We start from the raw sequence: 16,217 nt of genomic DNA on the forward strand, positions 1-16,217 counted from the left end.
AGCTGTTTATGGCTCCTTTTTTTCGCTTATCGTCCTTACAAGGACACCGAAGGCGTTTATGCTTGCCTAATGTGATACCGATTACTTAATTCGCTGTTTATGCTGGCAATCCCTTTTTACCGATCAAGGTTAATACCAATAATGATATGAGCAAAAGCACAATAGTTGCACCGGGAGCCAAATTCCAGACTCCAGCTACCACTAGTCCGCCTACAACGGCAATCTCCGAAATAATAACCGCCAGGATGACCGAGGATTTAAAGCTACGGGATAGCAATAAGCTGATTGCGACCGGAATAGTCAACAAAGCAGATACCAACAGCGAGCCTACGATCTTGATGGCTGTGCTAATCACAAGTGCTGTCAGAATGGTGATCAGCATGTTAAGCAGTTTCACCGGAAGCCCACTTACACTTGCTGCATCCTCTTCAAAGCTAAGCAAAAAGAACTCTTTAAAGAACATCGAAACTACCACTACAACAGCTATAGTCACTATGCCTACAACGATCAAATCGGTATTATCGAGCGTATAAATGCTGCCGAACAAATAACTCATTACGTCCGCATTATACCCTTTTCCTAAGGTGAAAAAGAGTGAAGCCAACGCCACTCCGCCTGACATTATAATGGCAATCGACAGCTCCGCATAACTCTTATAAGCCTTGCGAAGCTTTTCAATCGCGAAGGACGCTACCACTGCAAAGATAAGGCCTGCGCCCAGCGGATAAAATCCTGTTAGAAAACCGAGTGCCACCCCCGCTATAGTAACATGAGCCAGCGTATCTCCGATCATGGATAATCGTCTAAGCACAAGAAAAACGCCTATAAGCGGCGCTGTTATACCAATCAGCAGTCCGCCCGCAAGCGCCCGCTGAAAAAAATCGCTAAATAGTATTTCCAACTTAAACTCTCCTTCTTTCGGAACCTTTTCGAACCATTCGAACATTAAAAACCTTTTTCAAACCTTTTTCGATCCCTCCCAAACCCTCCCTTCCAAGGGAGGGCCCCAAGGGCTCTGCCCTCTGGACACCCGTTAAGTGCAACTAGCGTAGGAGTTAGTGTTACTGAACATAGTTAGGTCGGGGAAAGATCGCTTTCGTCCCTAAAGGGACACGCTTGCAGACTGGCGGTGCTTAGATACGAGAAAACAAGAAATAGGAACAAGGTCGAAATACTCCTAGTAAAAACCCTGTCTACTGACTAACTTCCACACGCAAGTTATGTATGCACTGAGAACAGAGCACCTCTGCTCAGAGTTTGATTATGACTTAAGAGAGCGTGTGCTGCAGATTCTCTTCTGTGCAATTCTGGAGATCATGTGAGTGGCGGGAGTAAAAGTTGATTTTACCATTCGTCTGCACGGGCTCATGACCTAAATAATTTTTGATCATGTCGATATCATGCGACACCATCAGGAAGGTCATATGATGATGAGCATGCATATGGGTAATTAATTCAAAGAATCCCGCTTGTGATTCGGCATCAATACCCACCGTAGGTTCGTCCAAAATCAGCAGGTCAGGATGGTTAATCAGCGCCCGAGCCAGAAAAACACGCTGCTGCTGACCGCCTGACAACTGGCCTACTCTTTTCTCCGCGATATCTTGTATCCGCATGACTTCAAGTGCATCCTCACATTGACGATGCTGAGCCTTAGATACTCTGCGGATCAGATTCTTGTTATTATATAGACCTGACAGAACTACTTCACGCACCGTTGCTGGAAACAATGGGTTGAAGGCATTCTTTTGCGGAACATACCCGATCCGTTCCCAGTCTTTAAACTTGCGGACAGGCGTTCCGAATAATTTAATTTCACCAGAGCTCGCTGGAAGCAAGCCTACGATCATTTTCATCAATGTTGTTTTACCAGCACCATTAGAACCAATGATACCAAGGAAATCTCGTTCTCTTACACTATAGTTAAGATTCGATATCACCTTCTGTTCCCCATATGAAAAAGAAAGATCCTGTATATCGATGATATGCTGATGGCAGTCCAAGGATACCGATTGCATGCTTAAGTACCGCCTTTCCCTTATACTTTCCTTATTATTGTAAGGCCATAATCAGATTTTGCAAATTTTTCTCCATCAGAGTGAAGTAATTATCGCCGTTCTTCTCTTGCTCCGCAGTAAGTCCCTCTACCGGATTAAGCACCATAGTGGAAACGCCCGCTTCGGCGGCCAGAGTCTTAGCCAGTTTATCGGAGACAAGCTCTTCAAAAAAGATATACTTAATCCCTTCATCTTTTACCATTTTCGCAAGCTTCACTAAATCCTGTCCGCGCGGCTCGGCGTCTGGCGAAAGTCCCATAATCGCATGTTGATCCAATCCATAATCACGGGCAAGGTAAGAAAAAGCCTGATGTGATACTACGATCTTATGGCTGGGCAGCTTAGCAAGCTCCTCTTTGAATTTACTGTCTAACGCCTGCAAACGTTCCGCAAGCTTATTGTAACGCTCTTCATAACCTTCTTTATGCTCAGGATCCACGGACTGAAGGCTTTCTTTAATATTCTGAGCCATGACAATGGCTGATTTTGGACTTACCCAAGTATGCGGGTCTGTATGCAGGCTGTCTCCTGAGGCATTACTGTTATGATCCGTGTCCTCATTTTGATGAGACTCTTCCTCACTTGCCCCATGATCATGCCCGTCATCTTCATCGGTCATGATATAATCAATACCTTGACTTACTTCAACCGCCTTAACTTTACTGCTGCTATCAAGGCCTTTTAAAAAGTTAGGAACCCAGCCTTCTAAGCCTGCACCGTTATATAGAAATAGCTGTGCCTTAGAAGTGTTGATAATGTCTTGACTGCGCGGTGTCCAATCATGTGGCTCCACACCCACTGGAAGCAGGTTAATAGCATTGATATCTTCCCCGCCAATCTCCTTAGCAAACTCGTAAATAGGATAAAAGGTTGTAACTACATTTACTTTCCCTTCAACTATACTTCCACTGCTCTTAGGTCCGCATGCACTTAGTGTAAATACAAGTACCAGTGCAAGGACGAGCAAACTTATACGTGATTTCATTGCCGCCATTATATTGATCTACCCCTCAAATCGTAAATTTTACTATTAGTAGTATAATAGTAATCGTTACGATAAGTCAACAAAGAAACCTCACTCAGAAGAAAGACGGTATCGTCCTTTATAAAAAAGGAATGCTCCCACAACCAACCCGGCTGAAGGAGCATTCCCTTGTTCAAGCAACCTCATTAAAAAATTTCTACAACAGTATTGTCTTATTTCACTACTGCTCCGTTTGGCATACTGTCCGGCACGGTAGCGATCGTTAGCTGGTCATCTTTAGAAGCCGCCAAAATCATCCCTTGGGACAACTCCCCACGCAGCTTCACCGGTTTAAGGTTTACGATACAAATCACTTTACGTCCCACCAGCTCTTCCGGTGTATAGAATTTCGCGATACCAGAAACCACTTGACGTTGTTCATAACCCAGATCCAGTTGCAGCTTCAGCAGCTTGTCAGCTTTTTTCACTGGCTCTGCAGCAATAACCTGAGCTACCCGCAGCTCTGCTTTAGCGAAATCGTCAATGCCGATTTCCCCTTTATGCTCTTCCACTGGCTCGGAGTCCGCAGCAGCAGGAGCAGCCGCTTCCGCCACTTCAGCCGCAGCTTTGCCAGCGCCCATAGCCTCGGCAATATAAGCTACCTCTTGCTCCACATCTAGACGTGGGAAGATTGGATTGCCTTTCACCAGCTTTGTTCCTGCCGGAATCAGGCCAAAGGTCTTACCGCTATCCCAAGTCGTTAACTCACCAGGCTCAATACCCAGCTGTTCCCAGATCTTCGCTGGTGTTTGTGTCAAGAACGGCTGCAGCAGGATTGAAGCGGTACGCAGACCTTCCACCAGATGTCTCATCACAGAAGCCAACTCGGCAGTTCTATTCTCATCTTTGGCAAGTACCCAAGGTTGTGTCTCATCGATATATTTGTTGGTGCGGCTAATGAATATTCCGATAGCTGTCAGCGCCACGGAGAACTCCATTTTTTCCATAGCTTCTTCTACTTTGGCATAAGTATTCTCAGCCGCAGCTTGAAGCTCACCATCAAATGCTGTTACATTTCCGTCATATGCCGGAATCTCGCCTGCAAAATACTTTTCAACCATAGCCCCTGTACGGTTCAACAGGTTACCAAGGTCGTTGGCAAGGTCATAGTTAACCCGGTCTACAAAGCTTTCCGGTGTGAATGTGCCATCCGAACCAAACGGTACTTCGCGCAGCAGGTAATAACGTAATGCATCCAAGCCATAACGATCAATCAGTGTCACAGGATCAACTACGTTACCTTTAGATTTCGACATTTTTCCATCTTTCATGAGCAACCAGCCATGGGCAAATACCTTTTTCGGAAGGGGTTCCCCAAGCGCCATCAGAATGATCGGCCAGTAAATCGTATGGAAACGAACGATTTCTTTACCAACGATGTGTACATCCGCAGGCCAGAACTTGTCATACAAGCTGCGATCCTCGGAACCGTACCCCAGAGCTGTAATATAGTTAGTCAACGCATCAATCCACACGTACACGACATGCTTCTCGTCGCCCTTAACTTTTACGCCCCAATCAAAGGTTGTGCGGGAAACTGCAAGGTCTTCCAGTCCGGGTTTGATGAAATTGTTAATCATTTCGTTCTTACGGGATTCCGGCAAAATAAACTCTGGATTCTCCTCGTAAAATTGCAGCAAACGATCCGCATATTTACTCATCCGGAAGAAATAACTTGCTTCCTTCACCAGCTCAACCGGGTGACCGCTATCTGGGCTTTTTGCACCAGTAATCACGCCGTTATCATCACGCACAATATCAACTAATTGCGTTTCTGTGTAAAAGGTTTCATCTGGGATACTATACCAGCCCTCATATTCACCTTTATAGATATCTCCTTGCTGCAGCAACCGATCAAAAATATCCTGTACCACTTTTTTATGACGCTCTTCCGTAGTACGAATGAAGTCATCGTTCGAAATGTCCAGCTTGCGCCATAGCTCCTTAATACCAACAACAATGTCGTCTACGAACTGCTGAGGGGTCTTTCCTGCTTCCTCTGCCTTCCGCTCAATCTTTTGTCCATGTTCGTCTGTACCGGTTAGATAACGCACTTCGTAGCCGCGCAGACGTTTGTAACGGGCCATTGCGTCTCCTGCCACGGTTGAATAAGCATGTCCGATATGTAGCTTGTCACTCGGATAATAAATTGGTGTCGTTAGGTAAAACGTTTTTTTCTCACTCATTCAGTAATCATCCTTTCTTATTAAAAAACAAAAAACTCCCGCCCCCATAATGGGGCGAGAGTATAACTCACGCGATACCACCCAAATTTCCTGTCTCTTCACAGAGCACAGGCTTCGCCAGTTCCCTCCTGGGAACTGTCCATTAACGCTGGATCACGCTGTTATCTTACGTGAACCACAATTGCAGTTCCCGCTCGAACACAGTTCCTCCCGGACCATATTCAATCTAACGCTCCATACCGGATTTCAGCACTTTCCGGCTCTCTGTAATGGACGTAACGATTTACTTATCCGTTCTTCGGAATTCATACTATTACTTGTGAATATACCCAATGGTAAGGCCCCATGTCAAGTTGCAGGGGCAGAATCCTTCTCAGCAGATTCATCTAGAAGAGGCGGCACAGGATCAAGTCCTCCAGGATGAAAGGGATGACATCTGGCAATCCGCTTAGCTGCAAGCCATGAGCCTTTCAGTGGACCATGGACTTCAATGGCTTCCAGGGCATAGGCGGAGCAGGTTGGATAGAAGCGGCAGGTTGCAGGTTTAATAGGGGAAATGTACCTGCGGTACACCCGAATAGGCGCCTGAATCGTTCTGCGTAAGGTCACCATTTCTAAAGTCCCTTTTGTTTATCTGATGCTGCAACTAATTCTTCTTCCCGGTTCTCTTCACATTCTTTGCAATAACCGAACACCTCAAATTTATGCTTGACTACCCGGAATTGATCGGGTGTATCCGTTAAATTCATCGGGCAGAAATTAATCGGGTAGGTCTTTTGGCATTGAAGGCAGATCATATGATGGTGATGATCCTGATGATTGCAGCTTCCCTTGAACTTCACTCCGTCTTCAAAGACAATCTGTTCAAGCACACCAAGCTCTTCCATTACACGAAGATTGCGGTACACCGTATCAAAGCTAAGACCACTATACTTGCGGCCCATATGCTCATATACATCCTTCGCTGACAAATATCCCTTATTCTCGCCGAATAACTGGGCAAGCGTTTTGCGTTGGTCGGTGATTCGCAGTCCTTGCCCCGACATGACTTCTAATATTTGTTCTGTCGACAGCATACGCTCATCTCCCATAAGATCAGTTCATTTATATTTCACTCTCTTAATAATGCCCCAAAATAAATGCCCCGTCAATGAAGCACCATGAAGCACCCCTACGCAACCTCTGAATTATTATATTTAAACAAAAGCCCGGCTGCGTATTCCTTTACGGAATATTCAGCCGGGCTTTTATTGTAGATAATTCCCCAATAGAGCTTATAGGGATATTCCTATTTGTTATTTCTTTGCTGGAAGTGGAGTGATGAGGAAATTGACCGGCAAGTTACTGCCTGAGGCTGCTGTGAACAAAATCTCCACAGAACCGCCATACTCACCACTACGATAAACCACACTGTTCATGTCAGCGTTCGAGAGACTTCCCACGCTTGGCATATGCACGATTTGGTTATTAACCATAACCGGTCCCATATAGTTACCGCCACGTGGATTAAACGTAATCAATGAGTTTGGTGCAACATTTTCGAATCTGATCTTGTATAATACCCCGAAATTACCGGCATTGGAAGCTTCCGTACCTGCCATTGGGTCTACGCCAGCCAGGTTCTTATCACTGGAATTATCGCCTAGCAGAAGTTTTGCAGGAGTTTTTCCTACCTCATCGGTAACCGTGATAATACGAGTAGAATCTTCGTAAGTTCCCCGATTATGCACTCCGTCTCGATCCAGAACTGGAAGTGTTGGAAGTGTAGTCAGTGGATCTTTATTCGCATCAATCAACATGACATTATAATCGATTGGATAATCACTAAATAAGTCCGCTTGAAGTGAAACAATTTCACTTGGTTTCATAGCAATTTGGTTTAGATCGGTCAGAATTGAGACACTTTCCCCTGGTTGCAGAACAATCGTTTTATAATGCTCATTTGTAAGCATAGATTTCCAATAACGTTCTACAGACATTTTACCAGTACCTTCAGGATATGTGCTTGGGCCTGCAAAGCCCACATATTCGGTTGTAAGCGTCGTTGGGTACAAATTGTTATTCGTAGCAATCACATACACTTTAGCTTTAATATTCAGGTTATTCTTGTGGTGGATCAAGAAGCGGGTTTTACCCAATGAAGTCTCACGGTAAGTAACACCTTCTGTATACACCGTTTCTGGGCTGTTGCTGCGAATTAGTTTATAAGGCTCGGAAGAAAGATTATAAGCTACTTGCTGCCAAGTCGGAACCATTGATCCATCGATGCTAAACACACTGCCCGGAGATGCAAATAATCTGTTGAAATCTTCTTTACTGTACAAGATTTCATCCGAAATATTAACGGTTTTCTCAAAGGTGCTGATCGCGCCGTGTGAATCTTTTACTTGGACCGCAATTGTCGCTGGACCCGGAGTAAAGAAAGCCTCGGCTTTGTTCGTCCAAGTTACGGTAATTTCATCACCATCAGGATCGCTACTTAGATCGGTATAAGTAATCATTTCACCCATCTTGTATGAATCCTTGTCTGTAGTGAAATTAGCAACTGGAGGTGTATTAGGTTTAAGCACTGTGATGGTCATGGTGTAAGGATCACTCCACTGTTGATTCGCATCCATTACAGAATAGGTTACTACATAATATCCTGGTTGATCATAGATATCCTGCTTGTTACCTCCCCAGCTTTCATCCACAATAGCTACACCATTTGGTGACGAGCTGGAGGTTACGAAGGTCACTGGTTCACCGGCGTAAATTTCAGTTGGCACTGTGAAGGAAGCTTTAGGTTTGTTGTTTAATGTAAGGATTACTCTTTTTTGCACATTATCAACGGTATAAGGAATGCCCAGTGCCCCAGTTATGGATGTCAATGGAACCATGAAAGTCCCCTTGTACTGGTAAGCTGGACCTTTCATTGTCTTCTTTTCACCATTAACTGTATAGACCTTGCTGTCGGTCTTAAAGCGCATAACGTCGCTTCCCTTGGTAACAATGGTTTCTTTCGTTTTATAATCATAAACGTATTTCACGCCTACACGTTCTACCATAGCCCGGATCGAAACGTAGGACACGCCGTTTTTCACTGCCATAGGCTGATTAGCTAAATATTCCTGGCCGTTCTGATACATTTTGTTGCTGTTCATCATAAGGATAAGTTGATTGCTAGCCGCAGCACGAGCACCATCTGTTGTTGTAGTAGGATCTGTAGTAACTCCAGGTGTTGCAGTTGGAAGCGGTGTTGCAGTAGGTGCAATTGTTGCTGTAGGTTCAACAGTAGCCGTAGGATCAACTGTCTCTGCAGGAATTGGAGTTGGTGTTGGTGTTGGTGACACTACTCCTCCTGGCGTCTCCGTCGGCAATGGCGGCAATGGATCGGTAGATTCTGGCATTACCTCCGGCGCAGCTGAAACGACTGTCCCAACTACAGTAGTATTACTTGGGGTATTATTGACAGCTTCAGCAAAAGCCGGCACTGCCGCGGCGGCCTGAGATACGGCCAAAACAGCAACTAACGTTAACTTTTTCAAATCCATGATATAACTCCTCTGCTCCTATTTGTAAATATAAGTAGGTCTCTGTCTTTTTCATACTCCTCTTATATTCCCCGCAAAATGCTGCCACCCACGGTAGGGCGGCAAAAAGCTTTTGCCACGATCGTCATAACAAACATAGTATTAGACGCATACCACCATAAAAAGTTTCATTATTAAGTAAAGAAAGATTAACGCTGTATTAAATAATGTTGGACAACCACGCTGTTTCCCCTGAAAAAAATGAGATTTTTTCTATAAATATGTTTATTTTTCGTCTGACTATATTCGCTTTCATTTGCTTTTGTTACAATGTATGGAAGAATATCTTTTACATGCGAGGGATAACATGTCCAAAAAAATCTCCATCCTCGTTCAATTAATCATGGGCTTCTCTCTAATCATCTTCACCATCGTAGGATTTACCATTTTTTTGTCCTACCGCTCTTCCTCTCAAGCTGTTCTAAACCGCTCCAACCAATATATCCTGGAATCCGTCAAGCAACTTCAAGGTAAAATGGACGCAATTCTTCAGGATAACGACAAGCTTTCTTCTACGATCATGTTCAGTCCCTTGATTCAAGAAACCTTGGGAGACTTAGCGTTGTCACGTTCACCTCGTACAGACGCCATGGAAATTACTCGTTACATAGATCAACAGACACGTTCCATAAACTCTGACATCCAGTTCAAGCTGCTCGGGCTGTCCGATGATCAGGTGTATACCAACAGCAGTTCCTTAAAGGTCATATGGGACAGCGAAAAGGAAATCCGCGATGCTTATTGGTTTCCGGCTATAGCACAGAATAAAGGCCGAATGGTCTGGTTCGGTGTAGATGTATGGCAGAACGGTAATATCCCTGTGGTGATGGGAGCCAGACAAATTAATGATTGGAATGATCTAAACCGGTTAGGAACCCTGTTTCTTGTCCTCCCTGTCGAGGTTATCCATAACGCTGTCAGCCAATTTCACCTCGGCAAAAATGAGAAAATCCAAGTCGTTGATTCATTTAATACCATTGTCTATTCCACAGATCCAAAAGAAATTGGACTCTATATGAACGACGGGCTTCTAAAACAATTCAGCAATCATAAAGCCAGAATCATTCCACAAAAAATAAACTCACGCAATCTGTTCGTATCCTATGCCTATTCCGACTATAGCGAGTGGAGCGTTTTTGCTTACATTGATTCTAAAGACGCTGTTAAAGATTTAAATACGATCCGCCGGAATATAATTTTAATTGGCCTGCTGGGGATGGGTGCTGCCCTACTATTCACTTTCTTTTTCTCTTGGACCCTATCCAAGCCCCTTCGTAATCTGGCAACCAAGCTGAGCAATGTCGAACGGGGAACTACTTTACCTTTTGTAAAAACAACCATGAACAAAGAAATGGCTATCCTTTATTCAAGCTATAATTCGATGCTCCAAAACCTGGATCATACTATCGCTGACCTATCCAGCAAACAAATCAGTGAAAAGCAAGCTCAGATCGTAGCACTCAAAGCGCAATTCCGCCCGCATTTTCTTTATAACACTTTGAATACAATCTATTGGTCGCTCGCCAACAAACGCATGCAGGAAGAGTCCCAAATGGTACTCGCTCTAAGTGACCTGCTCCGCTATAGTATTGACCGCGGATCCGAATTCGTTACTGTTGAGGAGGATTTAAAGCAATTAGAACGGTTCATTTTTCTCCAGAAGCTACGCTACGAGGACAAATTGCAGATTGATCTTTTTGTAAATCCTGAGGTTATGAATGGCCAGCTAATGAAATTAACCCTTCAGCCACTTGTCGAAAATGCCATTACTCATGGACTTGAACCCACACTTCGGGAAGTATGGCTAATTCGCATACGCGCCTATAGTGAAGGAACATCTCTGGTGTTAACTGTAGAAGACAACGGGGACGGCATGAGTGAGGAAAGTATGGCAGACGCATTAGTCGGCGGTGAGGTTAATCCGGAGAAGCTGCTTCATACCGGAATTGGACTATCCAATCTAAATCATCGCATAGAGCTAATCTACGGACAGGAATTTGGTCTACAGCTATCAACAAGCGAGCTTGGTGGCTTATTTGTGAAGGTCACTGTTCCATTACAGTATGATCAAAGTTAAGGGGGCACAACGATGAATGTGTTAATCGTGGACGATGAAAGTTTTGTTCGCCGTTCTCTGTCAGAAATGCTGGGAAGTGCGAATCACAACTTTAGCATTATTGGCTCGGCAGAGAACGGTTTAGAGGCTGTGCAATTGTTAAAAGAGCATATGGTTGATCTGGTGATATCCGATATCCGAATGCCCGGCATGGATGGGCTGGAACTCGCTAAGCATATCCATGAATGTTATCCAGACACTGAAACCGTGCTGCTCACAGGTTATCAGGACTTCACCTATGCCAGTCAAGCCATCCGTTATGGTGTAAAGGAATATTTGGTTAAACCAAATTCAGTAGAACATATTCTTGAAGTCGCAACAGGCGTATATGAACGTCTTCAATTGAAGAAACAGCAGAGGCAATTAACGCAGCTAAGAGAAAAAAACCTTCGGGAGAAACGCTTATCTGATCTTCTTTACGGCATCCCGTTGCCCTATTTTGAAGAACAACTTATTCCTCCTTTTCATTCCTTTGTAGTCGTAACCGTAAACCATCTTGGAGTGGGCATGCCACAGAACTGGTCGGAACAAGCCATGTATGCAGCGGTTATAAATATATTAGAAGAATGTTTTGCGCTGTATGCCAACGTTGTTGGCATTCAAGAGGAGCAGGAAGCCATCATGCTATTATTCTATCCTCTTGAGCAGCCTAACCGCGTTGATGAGGTATTGACACAAGAGCTGCTGCATAAGCTATCGGGCATTCTGAAATCGCCATTCTGTGCAGGGGTCTCTAACCCTCACTATCAATTGGGGGCACTCGCAACCGCCTATCATGAGAGTCTGGAAGCTTGTCAGCAGGTCAAAAAAGAGAGTACGCCATCCGTTATCTTTTTCAGAGACCTCTCCATGCATTCGGCTTCTCCACAGCTCACTGAACAACTACAAGTAAAGGCAACGCGCAGGGTAATCTCTATGATGATTGAGGTTATGAATTCCCGGCTCCAAGAAAATCTCTCCCTCAAAATGATCGCAGACGAACTGTATATGAATCCTACCTATCTCGGCCGATTGTTTAAAGATGATGTAGGGGAACCATTCTCTAGCTTTCTTACCAAACTTCGTATTCAAAAAGCTACTGAATTATTAGAGAATGTTACTCTCAAGGTATATGAGGTTAGCGAATTAGTAGGCTTTAAGGATCCTGCGTATTTCAGCCTCATTTTCAAGAAATACATGGGGATGACTCCTCAGGAATTTCAGAAGCACAACAAATAAAGCAGAGGTGTGTTTCTCTTGAATGTAAATGGTAAGTTGGTTACTATCCTATTAACATTTGGCTTATTACTTAATACAAGTGGTTGTCAGCTCTCCCCTTCCAAGGAAGATACCGCTTTACAAGACCCAATACAGCTGAACATCTGGCTCACTGCTGGATCAGGTCTTGAGTCGCTCATTGACCAGTATCAATCCCAGCATCCCGAGCTAGAGATTCATATTCAGACCTCCACCTCCACGCAGCTTCCAGCCAAGCTACAGACCTCATTCGCAGCTGGATATAGTTCGCCGGATGTGGCTGCCATTGATATTAGCTATTTGGATCGCTTCAAACAATTTCCTGATTATTTTTATAATCTAAAAACCTTTGAAGCTGACAATCTGAAGGACCAATTTCTGAATTGGAAGTGGCAGGAGGTGCTGGGTAATGATTTTATTTTCGGATTACCAACGGAAATTGGACCCTATGCCATGTTATATCGAACGGATATATTCGCATTATCAGGCCTCCCTACTAAACCAGAGGAAGTGGCTAAAGAAATCCAAACTTGGGATCAATTCCTTGAAGCGGGCACCAAAGTACAGGAGAGAACAGGAAAAGCTTTTGTAAATGACTTGGAGAACCTCTATCTCACCCTTCTACGTCAGTCCAAGCTTCAATATTACAGTCCCACAACGCAAGAATTGATCCTCGACAATAATCCAGCGGTCAAACGAGCCTGGGACTTCTCAATTCAAGCCCTTAAGCTAAATCTGTCCGCCAGTATTGCAGTGGATACCCAACGCTGGGGTGCAGGCCTGCTCAACGGAGATTTTGCAGTCATGCTCTGTCCGGCTTGGATGATTGGTCATATCAAGAGCAGTGCTCCAACTGCCAGCGGTTTATGGAATGTAACACAAATCCCAGAAAACAGCGCTAATCGCGGAGGCTCCGTTCTGACCTTACCAAAGACAGGTAATCATCCTGATGAATCCTTTGCTCTTATTAAATGGCTAACCGAACCAACGCAGCAATTGGTTTCTTTCAAGGTACAAGGGGCTTTCCCTTCCACCCCCGAAATCTATGATGACCCAGAAATCCACGATCTGCATGATCCTTATTTTCCTAATTCAGAGCTTGGTCTGACCCTTTCGTCAGCAGCAAAAGCAGTAATTCCCACCTATTACGGCCCTCATCATGCTGACGTGGAGACAAGCATGCTCGAATACTTGACCAAAGCTGAAAAAGGCGAGCTAACTCCTGAACTGGCTTGGACCCTTGCTGTTCAAGCCGCAAAGCGAATAGACAGCTCCTTCCGCTAAGTAATATCATAAAAAGGCTCTCCCCGGCTAAATCAGCCTGCCGGGGAGAGCCTTTTTTGAATTCATTTTCGCTTTATTTTTGCGCAGCCAGGAAAGCATCCAGCTGTTTTTGTTTCTCTGCAATAATCTTATCGAGCCCTGCCTTTTTCAGCTTATCAGCATACTTAGTCAGTACGGTATCAGGATCAACAGAACCCGTATCCAAACTGATGTCGTATTCATCCATTACAGCTTTACAAGCAGCCATTTCAGTCTTCATTGAGGAGGCATCGAAGTTGAAACCAAGCGCTACAGAGGCTTTACCTTTAGAGTTAAAGGCTTTGAATTGTTCCCATTTGTCTGGAGCTTCACTTTCCCACACGGGGTTCAGGAATTGACTTCCAAGCATCCAAGCTGCAGCCGTATTATAATCAGCTGTTTTATCTGTAGCTTTGATCGTATCACCACTTACGACTTCATAGTGCACACCTTTTATACCGAAAACAAGCAGATTGTTGATATCTTTATCTGTGTGCAGAATATCTAGCACCATCATGGCCCGGGCCGGATCACCAGAGGAAGCGGAGATCGCAAGCATAGATCCAGCAGCATCACTTGTAGAAATCGTTGGATCATTGAATGCAATTTGTTTCAGCTTGCCAATCAAGCCGGTAGCATTCGCCAGCTCACTATCTTTACCTGGTTTAAGCGATTGCACTGTCATAAAGACATTGCCAGCCTTCATTGCATCCTGAGTCGAATTTGTAGCAACAGCTGCGTCTTTGTTAATGTAACCTTTTTTCATATACTCACGAGTAAGTTTAATGATTTCTTTATAACGATCCATCTCAATCATCGATTGAATCTTAGTATCTGAGGAATCTTTAAGCAGAACACCAGGAATGGCAGCATCACCAAGGGTATCGTATTGTGCCATGTACTGTGAGTTAAAGGTCTCACCTTGTTTGAAATACAATGGAGTCAGGTCAGGTCTTTTCTCCTTCACTACTTTGAGAACTGCATCCAGATCTTGGATGGATTTCACATTTGACATATCGATGCCCAGTTCATCCGCAATATCGGAGCGATAGACAACCCCACCTTGTGCAGCCAGCTCCTTGTTTGTAGGAACAGCATAATTCACACCATTGATCGCTGAACCTTTTAAGAATTGTGGATCCAGATTTTTTAGAATTCCTTGGCCGTATTCATTTAGGAGATTACCATATTTGCCGCTATCGTCATTAATCGGGAGATAAGCGCCTTTAGCTGCATTCGTTACGTAGTTCTTCCATTGAGCTGTAAAGATGATATCGAATTTTTCCTGACTCGCAATTTTCAGATTGACATCATTGTCCCATGGACCCCAATCGATCGGTGCGATATCCAATTTGGCGTTGATTTTAGGTTCCAATAACTTATTGATTTCATCTTCTACAGCTTTTTCATCCTTTTGCACGGCACCGACATAAATTAACTTGACGGTATAAGGCTCCAATTCTTTTGCCGGTTCGGCAGTAGGATCCGCGGCTGGCTCATCCGTAGCAGCAGCATTGGTAGCGGTTGCATTTTCGCTTGGAGCAGGTGAAGCTGCTTCATTATTCCCGTTATTCCCACCGCAGCCTGCTAAACTAAGACTCAGTACCATCGTTAGCAATAGTGTCATTAGTGCGCTTTTTCTAACAGCTTTCATATACACCATAACCTCCCTCAAAATATTTATATATGCTGAATCGGCCGTTCACACCTTAGCATAAAGCGGCCGAATTAAGCCATTACAATCGTCCTTAACCTTTGACAGCACCCACGGTAAGCCCTTTAATAAAATACTTCTGGAAGAAGGAATATACAAACACGATAGGTCCAATACCAATAACAGCCATCGCCATTCTTACCGTTTCTGTTGGAATATTGATTTCTACACCCTGTGCAGCCAAGGCAGCCATCGCCTGAGGACTTGCTGTCAGGAATTGAACATTCAGCATCGTCTTATACATTAGGTATTGTAAATTGACATGACCTTCGGGTGAGATAAAGATCAAACTAAGGTACCAATCATTCCAATAGGCCAGGGTCTGAAACAAACCTACTGTAGCTAACACTGGCATAGACAAAGGCAAAATAATTTGAACGAAGATCCGGAATTCTGGTGCCCCATCGATCTTAGCAGATTCGATTAAAGCTGGCGGTATGGTATTGGCAAAAAAGGTCCGTAAGATGATAACAAAGAAAGCAGAAACCAGCAGCGGCATAATTAGAATCCATAACGTATCCTTCATATGCATCATTCGCGTGTAGACCAGATACCAAGGCACAAGGCCACCATTAAACAACATTGTAAAAAACATAAAAAATGAGAAGAAATTACGATGTGGAAAATCTCCACGTGAGATAGGGTAAGCGTACATAGCCATAATGATAAGACTCAGAATCGTGCCCACCACAGTCACAAATAACGAAACGGAAGCTGCATCGATAATTTGCCAATAATCTTTTAACAGAAATTCATAAGAAGAAATATCCCACTTGTTAGGAAAAAAGCTGTAGCCGTTCTGGATAACGGAATTCTCGTCCGAAAACGATACAATAACTACGAGGATCAGCGGCACCACACAAATCGCTGTGTATATCCAAAAGAATATATTAATTAGCAAATTAGATATATTAGATATTTCATTGGGTTGTCTTTGCCGTTTTGTGCGCTTCCCTGTACGCCGTGACGACCCTATTGCTGTTTCTGTCTGGCTCAACACTCCCACCTCC

The 16,217-nt window shown here is 44.1% G+C and carries 12 protein-coding genes and 1 other annotated feature; of the genes, 3 read left to right on the plus strand and 9 right to left on the minus strand.

Annotation, left to right across the window (positions count from 1 at the left end):
• Positions 1 to 97: 97 nt before the first annotated feature.
• The 7 genes from MHI25_RS22425 to MHI25_RS22455 all read right to left on the minus strand — a co-directional run bounded on the left by MHI25_RS22425 (position 98) and on the right by MHI25_RS22455 (position 8,800).
• Positions 98 to 901, minus strand: coding sequence for a metal ABC transporter permease (locus tag MHI25_RS22425; protein ID WP_036682884.1), 804 nt, complete (start codon positions 899 to 901; stop codon positions 98 to 100).
• Positions 902 to 1,268: 367 nt separating this feature from the next.
• Positions 1,269 to 2,018 carry a metal ABC transporter ATP-binding protein gene (locus tag MHI25_RS22430; protein ID WP_036682888.1) on the minus strand — a complete coding sequence of 250 codons (750 nt, stop codon included), beginning with the start codon at positions 2,016 to 2,018 and terminating at the stop codon, positions 1,269 to 1,271.
• Between the two features lie 34 nt (positions 2,019 to 2,052).
• Positions 2,053 to 3,051: a zinc ABC transporter substrate-binding protein gene (locus MHI25_RS22435; protein ID WP_076129636.1), complete on the minus strand. Its 999-nt coding sequence runs from the start codon at positions 3,049 to 3,051 to the stop codon at positions 2,053 to 2,055.
• A gap of 203 nt (positions 3,052 to 3,254) precedes the next feature.
• Positions 3,255 to 5,267, minus strand: coding sequence for a methionine--tRNA ligase (gene metG / locus MHI25_RS22440; RefSeq protein WP_340394333.1), 2,013 nt, complete (start codon positions 5,265 to 5,267; stop codon positions 3,255 to 3,257).
• 47 nt (positions 5,268 to 5,314) lie between these two features.
• Positions 5,315 to 5,575, minus strand: a binding site (T-box leader).
• 40 nt (positions 5,576 to 5,615) lie between these two features.
• Positions 5,616 to 5,879: a membrane protein insertion efficiency factor YidD gene (gene yidD, locus MHI25_RS22445; protein WP_076129634.1), complete on the minus strand. Its 264-nt coding sequence runs from the start codon at positions 5,877 to 5,879 to the stop codon at positions 5,616 to 5,618.
• 2 nt (positions 5,880 to 5,881) lie between these two features.
• Positions 5,882 to 6,343 (minus strand): transcriptional repressor, encoded by a 462-nt coding sequence (locus MHI25_RS22450; protein ID WP_036682896.1) that lies wholly within the window; start codon positions 6,341 to 6,343, stop codon positions 5,882 to 5,884.
• Positions 6,344 to 6,562: 219 nt separating this feature from the next.
• Positions 6,563 to 8,800, minus strand: coding sequence for a copper amine oxidase N-terminal domain-containing protein (locus tag MHI25_RS22455; RefSeq protein ID WP_076303980.1), 2,238 nt, complete (start codon positions 8,798 to 8,800; stop codon positions 6,563 to 6,565).
• Positions 8,801 to 9,146: 346 nt separating this feature from the next.
• On the opposite strand from MHI25_RS22455, the gene MHI25_RS22460 reads away from it, so the two are divergent.
• The 3 genes from MHI25_RS22460 to MHI25_RS22470 are packed head-to-tail and all read left to right on the plus strand — an operon-like array spanning position 9,147 to position 13,475.
• Positions 9,147 to 10,916 carry a sensor histidine kinase gene (locus MHI25_RS22460; RefSeq protein WP_036682901.1) on the plus strand — a complete coding sequence of 590 codons (1,770 nt, stop codon included), beginning with the start codon at positions 9,147 to 9,149 and terminating at the stop codon, positions 10,914 to 10,916.
• A 12-nt stretch (positions 10,917 to 10,928) separates the two neighbouring features.
• The gene (locus MHI25_RS22465; protein ID WP_076193084.1) at positions 10,929 to 12,173 is read left to right on the plus strand and encodes a response regulator; all 1,245 of its coding nucleotides are present in this window, start codon (positions 10,929 to 10,931) and stop codon (positions 12,171 to 12,173) included.
• 18 nt (positions 12,174 to 12,191) lie between these two features.
• Positions 12,192 to 13,475 carry an extracellular solute-binding protein gene (locus MHI25_RS22470; RefSeq protein WP_340394337.1) on the plus strand — a complete coding sequence of 428 codons (1,284 nt, stop codon included), beginning with the start codon at positions 12,192 to 12,194 and terminating at the stop codon, positions 13,473 to 13,475.
• 73 nt (positions 13,476 to 13,548) lie between these two features.
• Here the strand turns inward: MHI25_RS22470 and MHI25_RS22475 are convergent, their stop codons facing one another.
• On the minus strand, positions 13,549 to 15,147 hold the full coding sequence (locus MHI25_RS22475; protein WP_076184178.1) for an ABC transporter substrate-binding protein: 1,599 nt from the start codon (positions 15,145 to 15,147) through the stop codon (positions 13,549 to 13,551).
• A 94-nt stretch (positions 15,148 to 15,241) separates the two neighbouring features.
• The gene (locus tag MHI25_RS22480; RefSeq protein ID WP_235219483.1) at positions 15,242 to 16,204 is read right to left on the minus strand and encodes a carbohydrate ABC transporter permease; all 963 of its coding nucleotides are present in this window, start codon (positions 16,202 to 16,204) and stop codon (positions 15,242 to 15,244) included.
• Between the last annotated feature and the right edge of the window lie 13 nt (positions 16,205 to 16,217).

Source organism: Paenibacillus sp. FSL E2-0177, assembly GCF_037992975.1.
In the GTDB taxonomy this organism is placed as follows: Bacteria; Bacillota; Bacilli; order Paenibacillales; family Paenibacillaceae; genus Paenibacillus_AQ; species Paenibacillus_AQ odorifer.